This window comes from Pseudomonas sp. R11F (genome assembly GCF_050312575.1).
Taxonomy (GTDB): domain Bacteria; phylum Pseudomonadota; class Gammaproteobacteria; order Pseudomonadales; family Pseudomonadaceae; genus Aquipseudomonas; species Aquipseudomonas palleroniana.
Genome location: NZ_JBNPJU010000080.1, coordinates 18,758 through 34,672 on the forward strand (window position 1 = coordinate 18,758; position 15,915 = coordinate 34,672).

The 15,915-nt window shown below is 54.9% G+C and carries 15 protein-coding genes and 1 pseudogene; 5 read left to right on the top strand and 11 right to left on the bottom strand.

The window, feature by feature from the left end:
* The first annotated feature begins 164 nt into the window (after positions 1-164).
* The 3 genes from ACQRBV_RS27075 (at position 165) to ACQRBV_RS27085 (ending at position 1,870) form a co-directional block, all read left to right on the top strand.
* Positions 165-467 (top strand): transposase, encoded by a 303-nt coding sequence (locus ACQRBV_RS27075; protein ID WP_014717988.1) that lies wholly within the window; start codon positions 165-167, stop codon positions 465-467.
* Positions 468-475: 8 nt separating this feature from the next.
* Entirely contained in the window at positions 476-1,300 is an 825-nt protein-coding gene (locus tag ACQRBV_RS27080) for an IS3 family transposase (protein ID WP_411985623.1), read from the top strand.
* 252 nt (positions 1,301-1,552) lie between these two features.
* Positions 1,553-1,870 (top strand): hypothetical protein, encoded by a 318-nt coding sequence (locus ACQRBV_RS27085; RefSeq protein WP_060752295.1) that lies wholly within the window; start codon positions 1,553-1,555, stop codon positions 1,868-1,870.
* A gap of 5 nt (positions 1,871-1,875) precedes the next feature.
* On the opposite strand, the gene ACQRBV_RS27090 is transcribed toward ACQRBV_RS27085, so the two are convergent.
* The gene (locus tag ACQRBV_RS27090) at positions 1,876-3,699 is read right to left on the bottom strand and encodes a hypothetical protein (RefSeq protein WP_411985596.1); all 1,824 of its coding nucleotides are present in this window, start codon (positions 3,697-3,699) and stop codon (positions 1,876-1,878) included.
* A gap of 162 nt (positions 3,700-3,861) precedes the next feature.
* On the opposite strand from ACQRBV_RS27090, the gene ACQRBV_RS27095 reads away from it, so the two are divergent.
* Positions 3,862-4,350, top strand: coding sequence for a TIGR00645 family protein (locus ACQRBV_RS27095; protein WP_060752294.1), 489 nt, complete (start codon positions 3,862-3,864; stop codon positions 4,348-4,350).
* Positions 4,351-4,365: 15 nt separating this feature from the next.
* Here ACQRBV_RS27095 and ACQRBV_RS27100 read toward each other — a convergent pair whose 3' ends face one another.
* The 5 genes from ACQRBV_RS27100 to ACQRBV_RS27120 all read right to left on the bottom strand — a co-directional run bounded on the left by ACQRBV_RS27100 (position 4,366) and on the right by ACQRBV_RS27120 (position 9,284).
* The gene (locus tag ACQRBV_RS27100) at positions 4,366-5,805 is read right to left on the bottom strand and encodes an ArnT family glycosyltransferase (RefSeq protein WP_411985597.1); all 1,440 of its coding nucleotides are present in this window, start codon (positions 5,803-5,805) and stop codon (positions 4,366-4,368) included.
* Positions 5,806-5,934: 129 nt separating this feature from the next.
* Positions 5,935-6,960, bottom strand: coding sequence for a hypothetical protein (locus ACQRBV_RS27105; protein ID WP_411985598.1), 1,026 nt, complete (start codon positions 6,958-6,960; stop codon positions 5,935-5,937).
* Between the two features lie 73 nt (positions 6,961-7,033).
* Positions 7,034-7,861 (bottom strand): formate dehydrogenase accessory sulfurtransferase FdhD, encoded by an 828-nt coding sequence (gene fdhD, locus ACQRBV_RS27110; RefSeq protein WP_411985599.1) that lies wholly within the window; start codon positions 7,859-7,861, stop codon positions 7,034-7,036.
* Between the two features lie 13 nt (positions 7,862-7,874).
* Entirely contained in the window at positions 7,875-8,774 is a 900-nt protein-coding gene (locus ACQRBV_RS27115; RefSeq protein ID WP_161548398.1) for a LysR family transcriptional regulator, read from the bottom strand.
* A gap of 249 nt (positions 8,775-9,023) precedes the next feature.
* A complete protein-coding gene (locus ACQRBV_RS27120) occupies positions 9,024-9,284 on the bottom strand; it encodes a DUF6124 family protein (RefSeq protein WP_198762445.1) in 261 nt (86 codons plus the stop codon).
* 496 nt (positions 9,285-9,780) lie between these two features.
* Between ACQRBV_RS27120 and ACQRBV_RS27125 the strand changes: the two genes are divergently transcribed.
* Positions 9,781-10,584, top strand: coding sequence for an HNH endonuclease (locus ACQRBV_RS27125; protein ID WP_411985600.1), 804 nt, complete (start codon positions 9,781-9,783; stop codon positions 10,582-10,584).
* 73 nt (positions 10,585-10,657) lie between these two features.
* Here the strand turns inward: ACQRBV_RS27125 and ACQRBV_RS27130 are convergent, their stop codons facing one another.
* The 5 genes and pseudogenes from ACQRBV_RS27130 to ACQRBV_RS27150 all read right to left on the bottom strand — a co-directional run.
* Complete coding sequence (locus ACQRBV_RS27130) at positions 10,658-12,529, bottom strand: DNA/RNA helicase domain-containing protein (protein ID WP_411985601.1); 1,872 nt, start codon at positions 12,527-12,529, stop codon at positions 10,658-10,660.
* Between the two features lie 24 nt (positions 12,530-12,553).
* A complete protein-coding gene (locus ACQRBV_RS27135; RefSeq protein ID WP_411985602.1) occupies positions 12,554-12,937 on the bottom strand; it encodes a nucleotide pyrophosphohydrolase in 384 nt (127 codons plus the stop codon).
* 525 nt (positions 12,938-13,462) lie between these two features.
* Positions 13,463-14,392, bottom strand: coding sequence for a sce7725 family protein (locus tag ACQRBV_RS27140; protein WP_411985603.1), 930 nt, complete (start codon positions 14,390-14,392; stop codon positions 13,463-13,465).
* Positions 14,353-15,240, bottom strand: coding sequence for a sce7726 family protein (locus ACQRBV_RS27145; protein WP_411985604.1), 888 nt, complete (start codon positions 15,238-15,240; stop codon positions 14,353-14,355). The genes ACQRBV_RS27140 and ACQRBV_RS27145 overlap by 40 nt, the downstream gene beginning before the upstream one ends.
* A 332-nt stretch (positions 15,241-15,572) precedes the next feature.
* Positions 15,573-15,789 (bottom strand): annotated as a pseudogene (locus ACQRBV_RS27150) (integrase arm-type DNA-binding domain-containing protein); the annotation flags it as partial.
* Positions 15,790-15,915 lie beyond the last annotated feature (126 nt).

The window sequence follows — 15,915 nt, forward strand, 5'->3', positions numbered from 1 at the left end:
GGGTTTGACGCGGGAAGTGTGGGAGGGGGCTTGCTCCCGATAGCGGTGTCATCACTGAATAGGTTGACTGACACTCCGCTATCGGGAGCAAGCTGAACTGGCCTAATGATTTTGGACACTTCAATCGGGCGCTATGATAGCGCCCAAATCTCAGGTGTTTGGATATGCGTAAATCTTATTCGAGTGAGTTCAAGCTCAAGGCTGCCAGCATGGTGCTGGATGAAGGTCAGCCGGTTACCGAAGTCTGTGCCAGCCTGGATATCGGCCCCACAGCCCTGCGCCGTTGGGTTGATCAAGTGCAAAAAGAGCGCTTGGGCTCGACTCCGGTGGGGGCCAAGGCGATTACCGCTGATCAACGAGAAATCCAGAGACTCAAAGCTCTGCTCAGAGAGAAAGACCTGGATATCGAAATCCTAAAAAAGGCCAGTGCTCTCCTGCTTTTGGACGCCAAAGATCATTCACGCTGATCGATGAGCTGGACGAGCAGTACGGCGTTAAAAAGTGTTGCCGGGCGTTTGGGGTCAACCGCAGTAGCTTTTACGCCTGGCGCCAGCGCCAAGGCAGAGCAAATCCTGAACGGGACAAGCTCAAAGCCGCGCTGGTCAGGCACCACAAGGCGTCCAGAGAGTCGGCCGGCGCACGTACTTTGTCCAAGGAGCTACAAGCCAAAGGGCATCGTATCGGGCGTTATATGGCTCGCAGTTTGATGCGCGAAGCTGGCATCGCTAGTCGTCAGCGCCGGCGCCATAAGTACAAATCGCCGGGTGTGGAGGCCTTGGTGGCGCCGCACGTGCTCAAGCGAAAATTTGATGTGACGGCGGTTAATCAGGTGTGGTGTGGCGACGTGACATACATCAAGGTGGGCAAGCGATGGATGTACTTCGCCGCCGTTCTGGATCTGTACGCTCGCAGGATCGTAGGGTGGTCGTTCTCGATGATTTCTGATGCCAACCTGACCTGCGAAGCGCTACGCATGGCGGTTGAGCTGCGCGGCCATCCCCAGGATGTGTTGTTTCATTCTGATCAAGGTTGCCAGTACACCAGCCATAAATTCCGAAATGCGCTTGTGAAACATCGGTTTAGGCAAAGTATGAGCCGTAAAGGCGAGTGCTGGGACAATGCCCCGATGGAGCGTTTCTTTGGTAGTTTGAAGTCCGAGTGGGTGCCTGAAGCGGGCTACCAACTGGAGCATGAGGCCCGGGCAGATGTGCAGCGCTATGTCTCGCGCTACAACATCAGCAGGCCTCACAGCTATAACGACTACAGGTCGCCGGTCGTGAAGGAAAGGTTGGCGGCGTGAACCGTAATCAGTGTCCAAGATTACTTGACCAGTTCAAGCCCCCTCCCACATTGGGTTGGCGGTGTATTTTTTGGGGGTGGCCAGCCAATAAATTGACGCTTCTTGGGAGGCGATGCCCGTTGGTCCCTACAACCTTGGTTTGTTGTGGTTTTCCTCTATTCTCAACTTAAGGGATATCCACAGGAGTCGCAGGATAGAAACAGCCTCGCCATGTGCCTGAGGTTGAACACCGATCTACCGAGGGTCGCCGCCATGTCGCGCAACCTCAGCCTTACCCGCCAGTGCCTGGGCCTGGTCACCCGTATCGAATGCTCCATTCGTCCTCTGGCTGGGGATAACGGGATGTGGACGTTGTTGTTTGCCGCCGGAATGACCGGCGAACAGCCTTCCACCATCAAGTCCCAAGGCCCGTTTCATGGACCCTTCGTGGCAGAAACCATTCTTCAGTCGATTGTCGACAGCCTGACCCTGCACGGTTACGAGCAGGCAGACGATCCGCAGATCTGGTGCCTGCATATGCAGGCCCATCTGCGACAGCTCAACGGTAGCCAGGAACGCCTGGCGCTGTAGCCAGGTTATTGGCTCTCGGGCTTGTCCAACTTGACCTCAAAGCCGTATTGCACGGTGCTCAGGTCGGTGCGCTGGTAGCTTTCCAGAGTGGTCGGTTGGCCATAGAAATAATGCACGTCGAACATGGCCGTGCCGTATTCCTCTGCACGGTGGCTGACACCGAGGATTTCCTTGAGATAGTTGCCGCTGGCGTCCTTGGCGTAGAAGCGCCAGCTGTCGGAAGGGAATGCCTTCTGGTCGACGATCAGGGCGTTGTCTTTAAGCGTCAGGCCCTTGGGCAGTTTGGCGACGTCAATCGTGCTTTTCTCGATGTTCGCCAGGAACAAGGGAATCGAGCCCACCACGTATGCCGGGGTTTCCGGGAACAGGTTGAGGTCGTAGGTGAGCGTGCCTCGCGCCGGGTCCAGCTCAAAGGCTTCGCTGGGCAGCTCGATGGGTTCGCCACGTTCGCCTTTTTCGTCCGCGGTGAAGAAGGTGATGGGTTCGTCGCTGCTGCTGTGGTCGTTGCCCACCAGTTCGTCATTGAAGGTGAAGGGGTGGTCAAACACGATCCTGGCAGCACTGGCATCGTCGGTCGACTGGCTGATTGTGATGCTTTTTTTCAGCTGGTCTTCGCTCATGCTTGCGTCTTTGAGCCAGCCGGCGGCGCTGTCGTCGTACACCGTAACGGGCATCGGCAAGGCTTGCACCGTATTCTGCAGGCTGTTCTTGTCGAAGCGCATCACCGGCAGGTCCAGGTCCTTATGCGTCAGTGTGGCTTTGGAAAAATCCAGGACGTTGACCTGCAGCGTGTCGATCAGGCCATTGAAATACACCTTGGCATAATGGCTGGTCTGCTTGTGCTCAAAGGCTTTTTGCTCGTCGGTGAGCTGCTTCTCGAAAGCATCGGACCACGTCTTCTGCTTGCGCATCTCGGCCAACTGCTGCTCATAGAACGCCACTTGCGCGGCACTTTCGTTGATTGAGCCCGAACGCGTCAGAAACTGCCCGGTGCTGTCACGTGCCTGCACCAGCAACGGGTTAGGCGAGTCGTCGCCGACTTCGGCGGCCAGGGGCTCGCTGTTGGTCAGCTCGATCTCGGCGTAGTTTTTTTCAAGCAACACCAGGTTGAGGGTGATGTTGCCTTCGGTGCGCTTGCGGCCCACGTCCTTTTTTGACAAGTCAAAGGTCAGCACCTTGCCCGGTGCCACCACGTCAACCGTGCCTTTGAGGCTGACTGGTTGGGGCTGGCTCTTGTTGTCCGTCTCGACCCCTTCGATAAACGGGTAGCTCACCGTAAGGTCGTCGGGGTTGGTCAGGTTGGAGCTGCTCGGGCTCAGTTGAATGCCAGGATCGGTTTCCGACCATTCCGGTTGGAAGGGGATCACCTTGTTGTTGCTCAACGTCACCGACTGCCATTCCAGGCTGTGAGGGAAGGGGAACTGGTCGGGGCTGTTGAAGCTGAACGGGAAGACCGGCTGCAAATCCGTGAGGTAGTCGGAATGGGAGGTCTTGCGCAGCACGAACAGGCCGTTGATGTAGGTGTCCACCAAGGCTTGGGGCGTGGGGTAATGCTTGAGCAAGGCCAGCGTGTCTTCGCCGTATTCGGCTTCGATCGGCTTGTTGGCAAGTTTGACGCGGGCCCGTTCCAGCAGCAGCAGCGAACCGCCAAGGTCGGCGATGGCGTCCCGCAGCTTGGGGGCCTGGATGCTGTCCAGTGACTGTTCGAATTTTGCGGTTTTCTCTTCGAGGGTCGCCTGTTTCTGCTCTTCTTTGGGTGAGCAGCCGCTGGCGATCAGCAACGCCGCACACAGGCCGAGGCTGGCCAAAGGGGATCGCACATCCATCATCTGAGTCTTCCTGTCCGACATCATCGAGCCGAGTTCATGGGCTCGACACTAGCAGAAAAAATCTCTTACAGATGCCACCTGGGTCAGTTTTCTCGCGGTGACAGCGATCAGGTAGCGGCTGGTATACTCGCGGCCATTTTTAGCCAAGCTGTGTGAGATCCAATGGAACGTTTTATCGAAAATGCTATGTACGCTTCGCGCTGGCTGCTGGCGCCCATCTATTTCGGCTTGTCCCTGGGGTTGCTGGCGCTGGCGTTGAAGTTCTTCCAGGAAGTGGTGCACCTGCTGCCGAGCGTGTTCTCGATGGCCGAGTCCGACTTGATCCTGGTGCTGCTGTCGTTGATCGACATGGCCCTGGTTGGCGGCTTGCTGGTGATGGTGATGATTTCCGGCTACGAGAACTTCGTCTCGCAGCTGGATATCGATGAGAACAAGGAAAAGCTCAACTGGCTGGGCACCATGGACTCCTCCTCGCTGAAGATGAAAGTGGCGGCGTCCATCGTGGCGATTTCTTCCATCCACCTGTTGCGCATCTTCATGGATGCCAAGAACGTCGATCCACAACACCTGATGTGGTACGTGATCATCCACATGACCTTCGTGATCTCGGCGTTCGCCATGGGTTACCTGGACAAGGTCACCAAGCACTGATGACCCGCGCCGGCCTTACTGCTCCGCGAAGTAGTAAGGCTGGCGGCCGATTGCCATCTGCTTGATCACCGTGACCTTTTCATTCAGCCGGTCGGTGTGATCCATCAGCGCCACGTTACCCGGTTTGGCCGTGAGGAAGGCGCGCAACTCGGCTTCGGTTTGCAGGATGGGCACGTACGCTTGCATGTAGAACACCCCGGCACCGAAGATCCGTTCGTTAGGTTGGAATATTGCGACTTCCCGGCCTTCTGCCTGCAGTGCCTGGAGCTGGCTGATCACCGGCACGAATGACTCCACGGCGTCCGCCTTGGGCGCGAACCAGAATGCAGCGCTCATATAGCAGGCAATGAGTACACCGAATACGCCGCCGATCACCTGGCGGTGGTAGCGGTACACGCCAGGCTTGCGCTCTTTCAAGCGTTCCAACAGCACCCGCCCGTATTCGGCTGCGAGTACGGCCGCGGCCGGTGTGAGCGACATCAGGTACACGGTGCGCTTGCTGGAGGCCAGGGTCAGCAGGGTGAATTGCGCCAACAGCCACACACTGAAAAACAGACGGTAGCGATTGCGCACCAGGCTTTTGCGAAAGTGCCACAGGCCCAGGTACACCAGGATGTTCCACGGCAAAAACGCTTGAGGCAATTTCGCGAGGTAGTAGTAGAACGGCTCGTAATGCCCGGCTTCCACAAATGAACCGCTGAAGCGCCCGACGCTGTTGGTCCACAGCACCTCACCGACCGCCTGCATCCCGCCACGCTGGTACAGGAACCCCAGCCAGATCAGCAGCGGCACCAACGCCAACAGCGTAAACAGCGCCGGCTTGAGCCAATCGCCGATGCGCAGGCGCTTGTCCATCACGCTGGTCGCGGCCAGGTACACGAAGATCACGATGCCCGGCATCGCCAGGCCCAGCACACCCTTGCTCAGGGTGGCGATGACCATGCCCAGCGTAAACAGTGCCCAGGCCCACGTGTTGGAGCCCTGGCGCTCGGACTCGGGCCGCATCGCCTGGTAGAACGCCAGCAGCGCGGTGGTCACACCGAGGCTGAGCAATGAGTCTTCACCCACGCCGCGCACATTGCCCCAGTAGCTGGCCATGGTCGCCAGGATCAACGCGGCGCAGAACGCCAGCGACTTGGGCCGGCCAAACTTGCGCAGCATGCCGTAGAACAGCATCACGCTGAACAAGCCGGCAAACGCCGAAGCCAGGCGCACCGCCCAGGTCGACGCGCCAAACAGGCGAATGGCGCCGGCGTCCAGCCAGAGGCTCAGGGGCGGTTTTTCCAGGAAGGGTTCGCGAAACAGGCGCGGGATCACCCAGTCATTGTCCAGGTGCATAGCCATGGCGATCCCGGCGACGCGGGCTTCGGTGGAGCCTTGCAGCTCATGGCCGCCAAGGGCGCAGAAAAATAACAGTCCAGCGAGAAGAAGCAGCAGAGAGGCGGGGCGCGTCATGGAATCTGGCTACCGGAAAAGGGGACCGATCGGGGGATCGGTCCTGGGCGATCCAGCAGTATACGAAAGCGATTCTTAATATTTGGTGAATCAATGTGAGGTTTTTGTAAGGCTGGCCGAGCCTGCCGTTCAGGGCTGTTTCAAGCGGGGCAACGCCGCTTTGCCTGCCTCGGTCAGCACCGGTGTCAATTGCTCCCAGGTGAAATTCAGCTCGTTATCGCAGCCGTCACCCGTGGCGCGCGTCGCGAGCTGCAAGCCTTGGGTGTTGAAGCTCAGGTCGAAGGTGGAATAGCTGGTGATCGCCGGGCAGCTTTCGTCGGTAGTGGTCTGCCCGGCCAGCCATTGGCTGAATTTGGCCGGCAGCTTCACGTGCCCGGCGTAGGCGTCATACCACTCCTGGCGCCCGCCAAGCCATGCCCAGGGATCGACGCTTTCACCGGTTTGCAGATCCCATGAGTGCAGGCCCCAACTGATGCCGCCGGCGCCGGTGCCTGCGGCCCATCGGTAAAACCTGACGGTCATGAATTGAGATGACCAGTACGTGGGCGCCACTTCAATTTCGCTGGTGTAGGCCGAGCCGTTGCGGCCCAGGTACTCGCGCCGTTCCTGCAAATACTCCTTCTGATCATCGTCGCTCACGGCCAGGGCCGCGAGTTGCTGGTTGATCTTCTGGATGGCCGGGCCATCACCCTCGAGCTTGAGCGTGACCTGGGCACCTTGGGTCTTGAGCTGATAGCGGTGCTCGCCGAAGGTTTTCTTCTCGGTCTTGATCGGTAGCGGCGCGGCTTCCATGGGCGCGTTGTAGGCGTCGCTGCCACAGCCTTGCGTGTCGACGCGTTGCAGGTTGAGTGGCAGCGGTGTGCCGCCCGGGGTTTTGCTCCAGGCGCCTGAAAGCCTATCGCCTTGCGGAGGTTGCAGCGCCCAGAAACCGGTATTTCCGGCTTCCACCCAGGGCGCGTTGTCGCTGGCTTGAGTCAGCTGGATAGGTGTGAGGATGCGCTGATAGTAATAACTGCCGTGCTCGCCATCGGCGCCGTTGAAACAGGCAACGATGGCGGATTTGCCCAGGGTGCCTTTCCACACCCCGGCCAGGTCGGCGGCGCTGGTCAACAAAGGCGTACAGGCAAGGGCAATGGCGGCGAGAGGCTTGAGCACGGGTATCTGACTTCCGGTTGTCTGATAAAGGCCATCAGGGTAATGCGTCGTGGGGCCGGATTCCAGCCGTCCTTCAGGCCGGGCTGTAGATCCGCGGTGCGCTTCGATGCGGTACGTGGATCAGGTTGAGCTGGTGTTTGCGTGCCCATTGCACCGTCAGGCTGGTGGGCGCCGACAAACTGACCAAGGTGCCTAGCCCGGCCCTCACGGCCTTGTGAATAAGCTCCAGGCTGCAACGACTGGTGACGACCGTGAACCCGCTGCGCGCATCGACCTGTGCCTGTTGCATAGCGCCGATCAATTTATCCAGTGCGTTATGCCGGCCAATGTCTTCACGGCACAACAAGGCTGAGCCGTCAGCGTCGAAGTGCAGCGCCGCATGCAGGGCGCCGGTACTTTTCCCCATGACCTGGGCGGCGTCGATACGCTCACGCAAGCCCTTGAGGTGATGCGCGGGCGGCAGGAGCGCCGGTTGCAGGATGTCCAGTTGAGGCAATGCCTGTTCCAGCGCCTCCACGCCGCACAATCCGCAGCCGCTGGTGCCCGCCATCTGCCGCCGGTGATCTTTCAGCGCCCAGAACGCCCGATTGGAGATGTTGACGTCTGCCTGGCAAGCCTGATCAAAATGCGTGAGCTGGATATCGTAGATTTCACCCAGATTGTCGATGATCCCATTGCTCACGCTGAAGCCGCGGATGAAGTCCTCGATGTCGCCAGGTGAAACCATCATCACCGCCTGGCTCAAGCCGTTGTAACTGATGGCCAGCGCGATTTCCGCCGCCAGCGCCGCCTCGGCGACCTGCGCACCTTCGTCATACTCCCGATAGGCAACGTTGCGTGGCTGCGGTGCCGGTGCATTGGCATCGCCTGCTTCAGCGGCGTGTTCGACTCGGCAAATCATGGGCAAACCTCCGTTACTCGCCTGCGCCCTTGGCGGTGAGCAATTTCCTGGCTTCGGCAAAACATTTTTCGGCGATGGCCGAGCGCGGCTCGGTCTTGCGCATGACCATGCCCAACGGCGCGAGCACGCTGGCATCGGGCAGGTTGATAAACGCCAGATTCTCGATAGGGCTTTCCAGGCCGCTGTCCAACGGCATGATCGCACAGCAAAAACCTTCGTGGATCGCCTGGAACAACTGATAGGTCGAATCGCTCTCGAGGATGGGCTGGGGGTCGAGACCGCGACTGCGGAAACTCAGGTCAATGGACTTACGATAGTGCATGCCATTGCTGATCATCCCCAGGGGCAACTCGGCGGCGTCTTCCCAACTCATCTCGGTGCCTTCGAAATGGAAGTGCCGGGTGTCGTACAACAGCCCGACGCGGGTCTCACCCAGCTCGAAAAAGTCCAGGTAATTGGGGTTCACGTGCTCCAGGTAACACACGCCCAGGTCCAGTTGGTTGGTGCCCAAGGCTTCGATGATCTTGTCCGAGCTCATGGACGACAGGCTGAACTTGAGTTCGGGGAACGTATGAGACAGGCCCTGGATGTAACTGATCGGGTTGAACCCGCTAAGCGGCACCAGGCCCAGGCGCAAGTTACCGACCAACTGACCACGACACGCCGCCGCTTCGGCGAACAACCCATCATGCGCGGCCAGCAAGGTCCTGGCCCACGCCAACACGCGCTCCCCGGCCTCGGTGAAGCCTTCGAAGCGCTGGCCACGGGTAACCAGCTCCAGGCCCAACTCATCTTCCAGATTGCGCAAGCGCATCGACAGTGTCGGTTGCGTGATATGGCAGCGCGCGGCTGCCTGGCCGAAGTGACGGGTTTGCTCCAGTGCGATTAGGAATTTGAGTTGTTTTATGTCCATTGGGGCGCCTGTTTGGGGGGAGAGGTCGCTGTTGGGGCCGGGGTTTGGGGCTCGCGGGGTGGAGCGAGTGAGAGGCCGAACGTTCTCATTGTACGGCTTGTGTTTTTAATTGCTTGTATTGAGAGGGGGGAGATGTTGAGGAAATAATTGCAGGAGGGGTCAGAGGCTTGGGTGGATAGGGCTACAAGAGTAGCGAAAGTTTGGCCGAGAAAGCAGCCTGCAAGAGGCCGCTTTCAATTTGCCGACTCTTTACTGTTGCGGCGTTTGCGCACCACCCGTGAACACAAGCGTGTCCAGTACTCGGTCCAGCAGCAGCTCGCCCAACACTATCAATTGCTGAGTAGCCAGCAGCTTGTGGCGGTGTGAGCCTTCAAGTTCAAAGGCTAGGTCTGTGGTCATGACGTTCAGCGAGGTGAGGATTTCACTGGCTTGGACCAGCAGGGTTTCGGCAGGAATGTCTGGAGCCAGGGTGAAGAGGGTTGTTGTTGGGTTGGGGGTGATCTTTTTCATGATGGAGCTCCCACACTGTTTAAGGAGCCGCCGCCCCCTGCTGTCAAACAGGATTGGGTGGCAGCTGTACGCAGGTTGACAGACCGGAAGTGTAGGAACCCGGCGCACCCGAAGATGCCCCACGCACAGCCGCCATGAACGAGTCGGGATGCTTGAAGCATGCCGACTTATCGAGGGGTGTGAAAGGTTACACTTTTCGGCCTGTCAAAGCCGGTCGCTGATGGGCAGCGACAGAGGGAAGTTAGCGTTGTAGGGTGGATTGCACTAGTTCACGAACGGCTCGGCATCTTGAAGGAAAATTCCGAAGGTCCACCGGTCAGGCTTTCCGTCTGGAATACCAATTGGAATACCGCTCTACCGGGCAATACTCACCACGATCGGTGGTATGAGTTCAACAGAGCGGAGCTGACGTTAAGCAAGGATGTAAATCTTAAGTATCTTGTAAGAAACTTCCTCATTTTTGGTAGGCTTTTGCCATCAGTCTAGAGGAAATGGAATGCCCGCAGTCATCGTTGAAAACGACACATCGCAATGGCAAGACGAAACCGGTGCTGTCTATCACTTCCCCAAGCGGTACCAAGCCTGGCTTGCTGAAGGAACCGAAGTGATCTATTACAAAGGACGCATAAAGGACAAAACTTTTGCTTCTGTCCGCCTCAGCGCCGATCCGCATTATTTTGGTATGGCACGCATCGGCAAGGTCTACGCAGACCGGAGGAGTGATAAGGGTGACCTTTTTGCTTTGATCGAAAACTTCACTCCGTTTGAAGCCGCTATCCCCTCAAAAATTAACGGAGTGTACCTAGAGACGATCCCTGCTACTCGAGTGAACAACTATTGGCGTGACGGGGTTCGGTCCATTTCCCAACTGGATTACGATGCAATCCTAAGTCATGCGAAGCTCCTGTCTTCCCAGGCTGACCAGGTCGCACCAAATTCCGACGGTGATTCATTGACCTTTGAATCGGCCAATGAAGGCAGCAAATTAAGTTACTTTGGAACCCGTTACGAGCGCCGGAAAGATCTGAGGGTGAAGGCCATTGCTATCCACGGCTTTGACTGCAAGGCATGTGGTTTTGATTTCGAACAGGCGTACGGCGAGCACGCGAAGGGGTTCATTCACGTTCACCATATAGTGCCGATTTCGGACTTTGGTGGTGAGAAAGCCGTGAATCCTGAGACTGACCTCGTTACGTTGTGCGCGAACTGTCACGCGGTGGTCCATCGCAAACGGCATATGACTCTGAGCGTTGATGAGCTGAAAGGAATGTTGCGCGGGCGATGGGTAATCGAGCCTTAGTTTTTTACTGTGTTCAACCTACGGTTTTTTCGTAAGGCTAACCCCGAATAGTGACATCAAACTCGCAGGGCCATCAGTCGTTGCTGTACCCGGCAAGTCGACTCTCAAAGTATTGCGCGGTCTCCTTATCGGTACAGTATAGGTAGCAGCCTTTCATCCCACGAGTCATCAATGTTCGATACGTGTTTTTGATGATCAGGTCTGTCTCCTGCTGCGCCAGAGCAGGTTGCTCCTTCATAAACTTCTTCCAGCCACGAATCGATTTGTCGTGCTTGTCTCGCTCATGCGGCGACGTCACCACCTGCCCATCACGCACGACTAGATCCGGTCCGATGATTACACCAATATAATCAACTTCCAGCCCTTGGCAGGTGTGGATGCAACCGACCTGTTCAATGGAATTTTCAGCGATGATCCACAAGCTGCCATCCTGATCCAGATTCCATTGGCGTGTGTAGTCATTGCCGATAACGATGTCAGCGGCCTTGGAGTCTTTCTTGCTGAGCCAAGGCCAGCAATAGCCCGCGACCACACGAGCCTTGTTTCCATGGTTTTTCTCGTCAATGGCGTCATGCAGCGCCTGAGGTGAGTCGAATACCTTGAACTCGTACTCCGAGGTGTTGAGCGTCGGATTTGCTGTCGAGCGAATGCCAAGCACGTCATCCAGCCATGCCATGTAACCGTCAGAACCACTGCAGCGAAACTGTGAAGACAGCACATATTCCTCGACCTCAGCCCCCTTGGCTTTGGCAAAGGCACGTATTGCCTGCTTGCTGCCTATGTCGCTCAGGGTCACACGCTGATCTTCATCGATGAAGAAAATTGAGCATTTCGCTGATTCAATCAGCTCCTTGATCTGGTTTTCGCCAAGGTTCCCATAAAGCCCGCTTTTCTCATTCAGCCGGTGGGCTTCGTCCACGATAAGCGCATCGAATGTGTTGGGCTCAGTGTCGATGAACGCCCCAGAGCCTGAAAAGAAATTCGAGAAATGGCTGCGTTTGATGGTGCCAACCAGTTTACTTTCGTAGACCTTGCGTGGGGCGGCATTCTTCGAGACATATTTGCTTAACAACCTCAATTCTGTGAGCCTCACCAGTAAATTGATAGCCAGAACAGTTTTCCCGGTGCCCGGGCCCCCCTCAATGATCAGCACCTTTGGTGCCTGGTCCGAGGCTTCGCTTGCTGCCGCAAGCGCTGATTCAAAAATTGCTTTTTGATCGTCAATCAATACGAACTCTGGCTTGCCTGTCATCAGCCCTTCGAGGGCCTCGGCTAGCGCTTTGGACGGACGGATTTTCCCATCGGACAGTTCGTAGAGAACCTCTTTGTTGTCGCCGTGAGCAATATGCTTTTTCAGGAAGCTTCTGAGCTTGGTGAGCTCATCCGGCCCTTTCAGGAATAGTGGGGCTTTGCTGATGTGGGGCTCGTAGTGCGCTGAGTCGATGATGCCGTCGCTGACGTAGTTATGAAGGTAGGCACACGGACGGATCTCGATGCTTTTGTCATACACCGCCTCGTTGAAGCCCTCCAGCAGCGCGGCGTATGACCATACTTGATAGGACGGGTGAATGGTCTCAACGAGGCCACCACCCAATGCCGTTTTGACGATGGCATCCTTGGTAGTGGCGCTGGCCTTGCTCCATTGCTTTAATTCGATCAAGACGGCTTTTTTTGCCTGATTTTCGTCGCGGCCGGTGAGCAGAAAATCGATGCGCTTCGACGACTGCGGAATGTGCAGCTCAATGGCCAGGCCCGCGTCGCTCGGAAGGCCTTCATCCCTAAGGACCTTGGCCATATACGTTAGAGATCCTTGCCACGACCTGATTTCCGACCTGCCAACGGTCTTGCCGGTGGCTTCCTTAAAATGCCTGAGGATCACCTCCTCAATGTCATCGTTATCGTTGTCTTTAAGAAATTGCTGTTTGGTCGCAGCGTAGACGATCACGGGGTGTCCTTAGATTCGAGTTGTTTAGAGTCGGTCGTACTTTTTGCTGCTGCTTTTGGCTTTATCCACGGGGTACTTCTGGCCGTTCGAGGCGAGTTTCCGTGTCACCGCTTCGTTGAGATCAACGCCGAGTACGCTGCTCAGGCGAACTAGGTACATCAGTACGTCCGCCAATTCGTCCTTTACGGCTAGGCCGATTTCGGGATCTTTAGCTACGGAGAGCGAATCGGCATCGCTCATCCATTGGAAAATCTCGCACAGCTCTCCTACCTCGCCAGTGAGCGCCAAGATGAGATTTTTTGGGGAGTGGAACTGCTGCCAGTCGCGATCATCTGCGAAACGCTGAAGGGATGCGGCAAGCTTCACTACGTCAACCAGTGGCACGGATGAGCTGTCTGAGTCACTCACGGGGCTATCTCTTGTGTATCAGTGGGGGCAAAAAAATTTGTAGGAAAGCCGACCCTGGATTGTAAGAGTTTTTTCTGCTCTCGCAGATTTTTTTTATTTTTCTCACATGTTATCTGCTGGTAAGAATTGCTTGCAGTGGGGCTACAAGCGCAGAAAGGCGGAAGCTTCTAGAGGAGCCCAGTGGGTTGAAGTTCGCCGCCTCTAAGGTTTGTAAGACGAGGGGCTTATGAAAAAATGACGGACATTGGTCGTTGTTCAGAGCGCATAGACGGAGACTTATCACGTAATCGTACTGAGCACGGCCAGCTAAATAGATTGAGTTGTGCAAGGCTTCGTTAAATATTAGAAGCCTGCACGACTATATGAGATAGATGAAGTTGATGTTAGGCGAGAATTCAAGCTCTGATCGCAAGTTTGCGAGCAATTTATATTTTGGATGAAACGATTTTATTACTCCCGAACTATTTCACGAACAGCTCCCTGTGAAGGGGGTGGAAGTTGGCCTGATAAGATATGCGAAATGAATTACCATGTGGATAGCGTCTGAATATGATGCTTGATTGATGCTTTTTTAACTTTGCCAAGTCCAGGGTAGTGTCGAGTGCCATGAAGAGTTATAAATTCTTGCAGGCCTGCTGTGTTGACGAAATTTCCTGGGTTCGTTGATACATGGGAAATAAGCAAATCTAGAGCTTCGCGAAATTTACCGCCGGGGTCACTTTGACTGTCATTGTCAGAGTAGGAGGAGAAATGGCGCACATACATTTGAGTTGACCGTGACGGATCAAGGTAGGACATGTGTAGGGTAACGACAAATGCTGGGCCGCCACCTTCAACGAAGCGTTCGCTGAGAATCGTATAATCGCCAAATCCAATAGCATTTGGGAACGCTTTATACCCACTGTGAAAGTTTGAGTAATACGATTCTGTGCCGTAATCTAAATTTCTGGTTTTTTTGTCAAAGCCATCATGAAAGAGGACGACTCTTGGAAGAACTCCCCACACCGAAACATTCGTTTTGTCTGGATTGAGTGCCACAGCAGAGGCTCTCATTAGATCCACAACGAGGGCAGGTGTAACAATGCCTTCAACATAAGCGACAAAAGGTATGGTAAAGCTTTTTAATAATGCGATGGCAGGCGCATCAGACGCATCACGTATTTTTATACATGGGACAAATGAACCTTGGCCAGTCCCAATAGTTGCAAGGTGGGTTCTCAGAGAAGCAAAAATGTTTGACGCCGAACCACTTGCGAATTCACTTTGAGAAGGATTAATTACTACCCATGAGGTAATGCCAGCTGCTGTCAATTCGGAGATGGTAGCCGCTAGGGGGGCAAGGTTTAAATTTACAGGTTCAAAAATGGGGCATACATTGCTGGAGGGTATATGTCCAACGAGTTCCCTGAGTGCAGTTAGTTCAAACTTTTTTCCTTTAAGGATTGGGTAGTACATAAAGCTTCCTTACTTAAGATTGAGTTCATGTTTTCCACAAGTCCAGCTCGGGCCTTGCGGGTTGATCCAAATTCGACTCCGGCCGCTATTAAGGATGTAGGTAAAGACAGTATGAAATCCTTGTCTAAAGCTCTGGTTTGACGAATGATTTTTGTAAACTCAGTACGAATTTTCTCGTTGGCGGCAGATGTCAGTAAGCGCTCACACTCACGAAAGATCTCGGTATTGCTCACATTGGGTGCCGCGCCAAACAACGATTCAGTAAGCCCCACGTATTCGTCACGTCTAAGCGATCTCATTAAGACCCGAACATCAATCTGTGCACCTGTAAGTTGCGCAGATCTCATCTCTCGAAAAGTGCCGCTCTTGTTTAGTAATATGACCCCTACTTCTTCAGGTGTTGTGTGCAGTACTGAGGCTAGATTTTTCTTAGAGACTACTACGTTAACTTTGTCGAATATCTTCAGGTAAGAGTCGATTTGAGGTTTTAGCCGGGTTAAGTTGTCATAATCGGTTTTTATCTCATAACATGTTGAAATGCCATTGACGATCACGCAGTCTGCTTTGTTTGCACCTACTCGGAATTCAGTGAGCATAGTCGAGCTGTTTATTGAATGCCTTCCTAGGAGGATTTTCTTTGCAATAGAGTTTTTATAATAGTATTCATTGCGATATTCCCTGCACAGTAGGTGATAACAAAATTCAAATACGCTAGCAACAGTAAAGGTGTCATCAAAGCTGTCTTGATAGCATTTAGCCACTCTCGTGACAAGGGACAGATCGCCCCCCGAAACGGAATTGATGTTGCTGCTGGAGAATATTTTAGCTATCTCGTTGAAATTCAACATTTTTTATATCCGATCAACGATTTCATCATGAGTAAAAAAATCAAAAACCAATCTAGAGAAGCTTACGGTCGGCGCACATTACCACGCTCGCGTGTGGCCTGGGTTCGCACAAGCCCAACCTGCTGGTGGCTAGGGGCTATAGTTTAACGGTAGATTCTGAGTGTCAGATGCCCTTCACGAGCGGCTGGTGGATCGATAGCTGCCACTCTCACTCTGAGACTGAAAAGCCATGGCTTTTCTAGGCGCCGTGCGAGCAGCCTGGCCGTTAGCAGATAGTAGTACCGCGTCGCCTCACTGCGCTGGTCCATATCGAATGGCTTGCTCATGTCCGTTATCTTTCGTGCATTCGCCAGTGATGATTCGGGGGTAGGTCCCAAAGCCGATGTTGATGCGCTTCTTGGTCACAGGTTCGCGGTAATTCCACAGCAACGAGCCGTTGCTGCGAACTCGGAGTTGCAAACCGTCACCGTCCGTGAGGACGTAATCCTTGGACGCGGGTTTGACTCCCTTGAGCTGTCGATCGGAGAGACGAAAAGTTTGAGCAGGCATGAGATTGTCCTCAGGCACTGATTCGGTATTCCAAAAATTTGCAGCGGATTTGCCGGATACCGTCTGGAATAGGCAAATGGCTGGAACTCAAAAGCTCTCAGAAGACCGTAAAAGCGCTGGAAGCCG

Bases quoted from the DNA above. Each gene is read 5' to 3' on its own strand.
- ACQRBV_RS27075 (WP_014717988.1), top strand. From the start codon at position 165: ATGCGTAAATCTTATTCGAGTGAGTTCAAGCTCAAGGCTGCCAGCATG.
- ACQRBV_RS27085 (WP_060752295.1), top strand. From the start codon at position 1,553: ATGTCGCGCAACCTCAGCCTTACCCGCCAGTGCCTGGGCCTGGTCACC.
- ACQRBV_RS27090 (WP_411985596.1), bottom strand. From the start codon at position 3,699: ATGATGGATGTGCGATCCCCTTTGGCCAGCCTCGGCCTGTGTGCGGCG.
- ACQRBV_RS27095 (WP_060752294.1), top strand. From the start codon at position 3,862: ATGGAACGTTTTATCGAAAATGCTATGTACGCTTCGCGCTGGCTGCTG.
- ACQRBV_RS27100 (WP_411985597.1), bottom strand. From the start codon at position 5,805: ATGACGCGCCCCGCCTCTCTGCTGCTTCTTCTCGCTGGACTGTTATTT.
- fdhD (WP_411985599.1), bottom strand. From the start codon at position 7,861: ATGATTTGCCGAGTCGAACACGCCGCTGAAGCAGGCGATGCCAATGCA.
- ACQRBV_RS27115 (WP_161548398.1), bottom strand. From the start codon at position 8,774: ATGGACATAAAACAACTCAAATTCCTAATCGCACTGGAGCAAACCCGT.
- ACQRBV_RS27120 (WP_198762445.1), bottom strand. From the start codon at position 9,284: ATGAAAAAGATCACCCCCAACCCAACAACAACCCTCTTCACCCTGGCT.
- ACQRBV_RS27125 (WP_411985600.1), top strand. From the start codon at position 9,781: ATGCCCGCAGTCATCGTTGAAAACGACACATCGCAATGGCAAGACGAA.
- ACQRBV_RS27140 (WP_411985603.1), bottom strand. From the start codon at position 14,392: ATGTACTACCCAATCCTTAAAGGAAAAAAGTTTGAACTAACTGCACTC.
- ACQRBV_RS27145 (WP_411985604.1), bottom strand. From the start codon at position 15,240: ATGTTGAATTTCAACGAGATAGCTAAAATATTCTCCAGCAGCAACATC.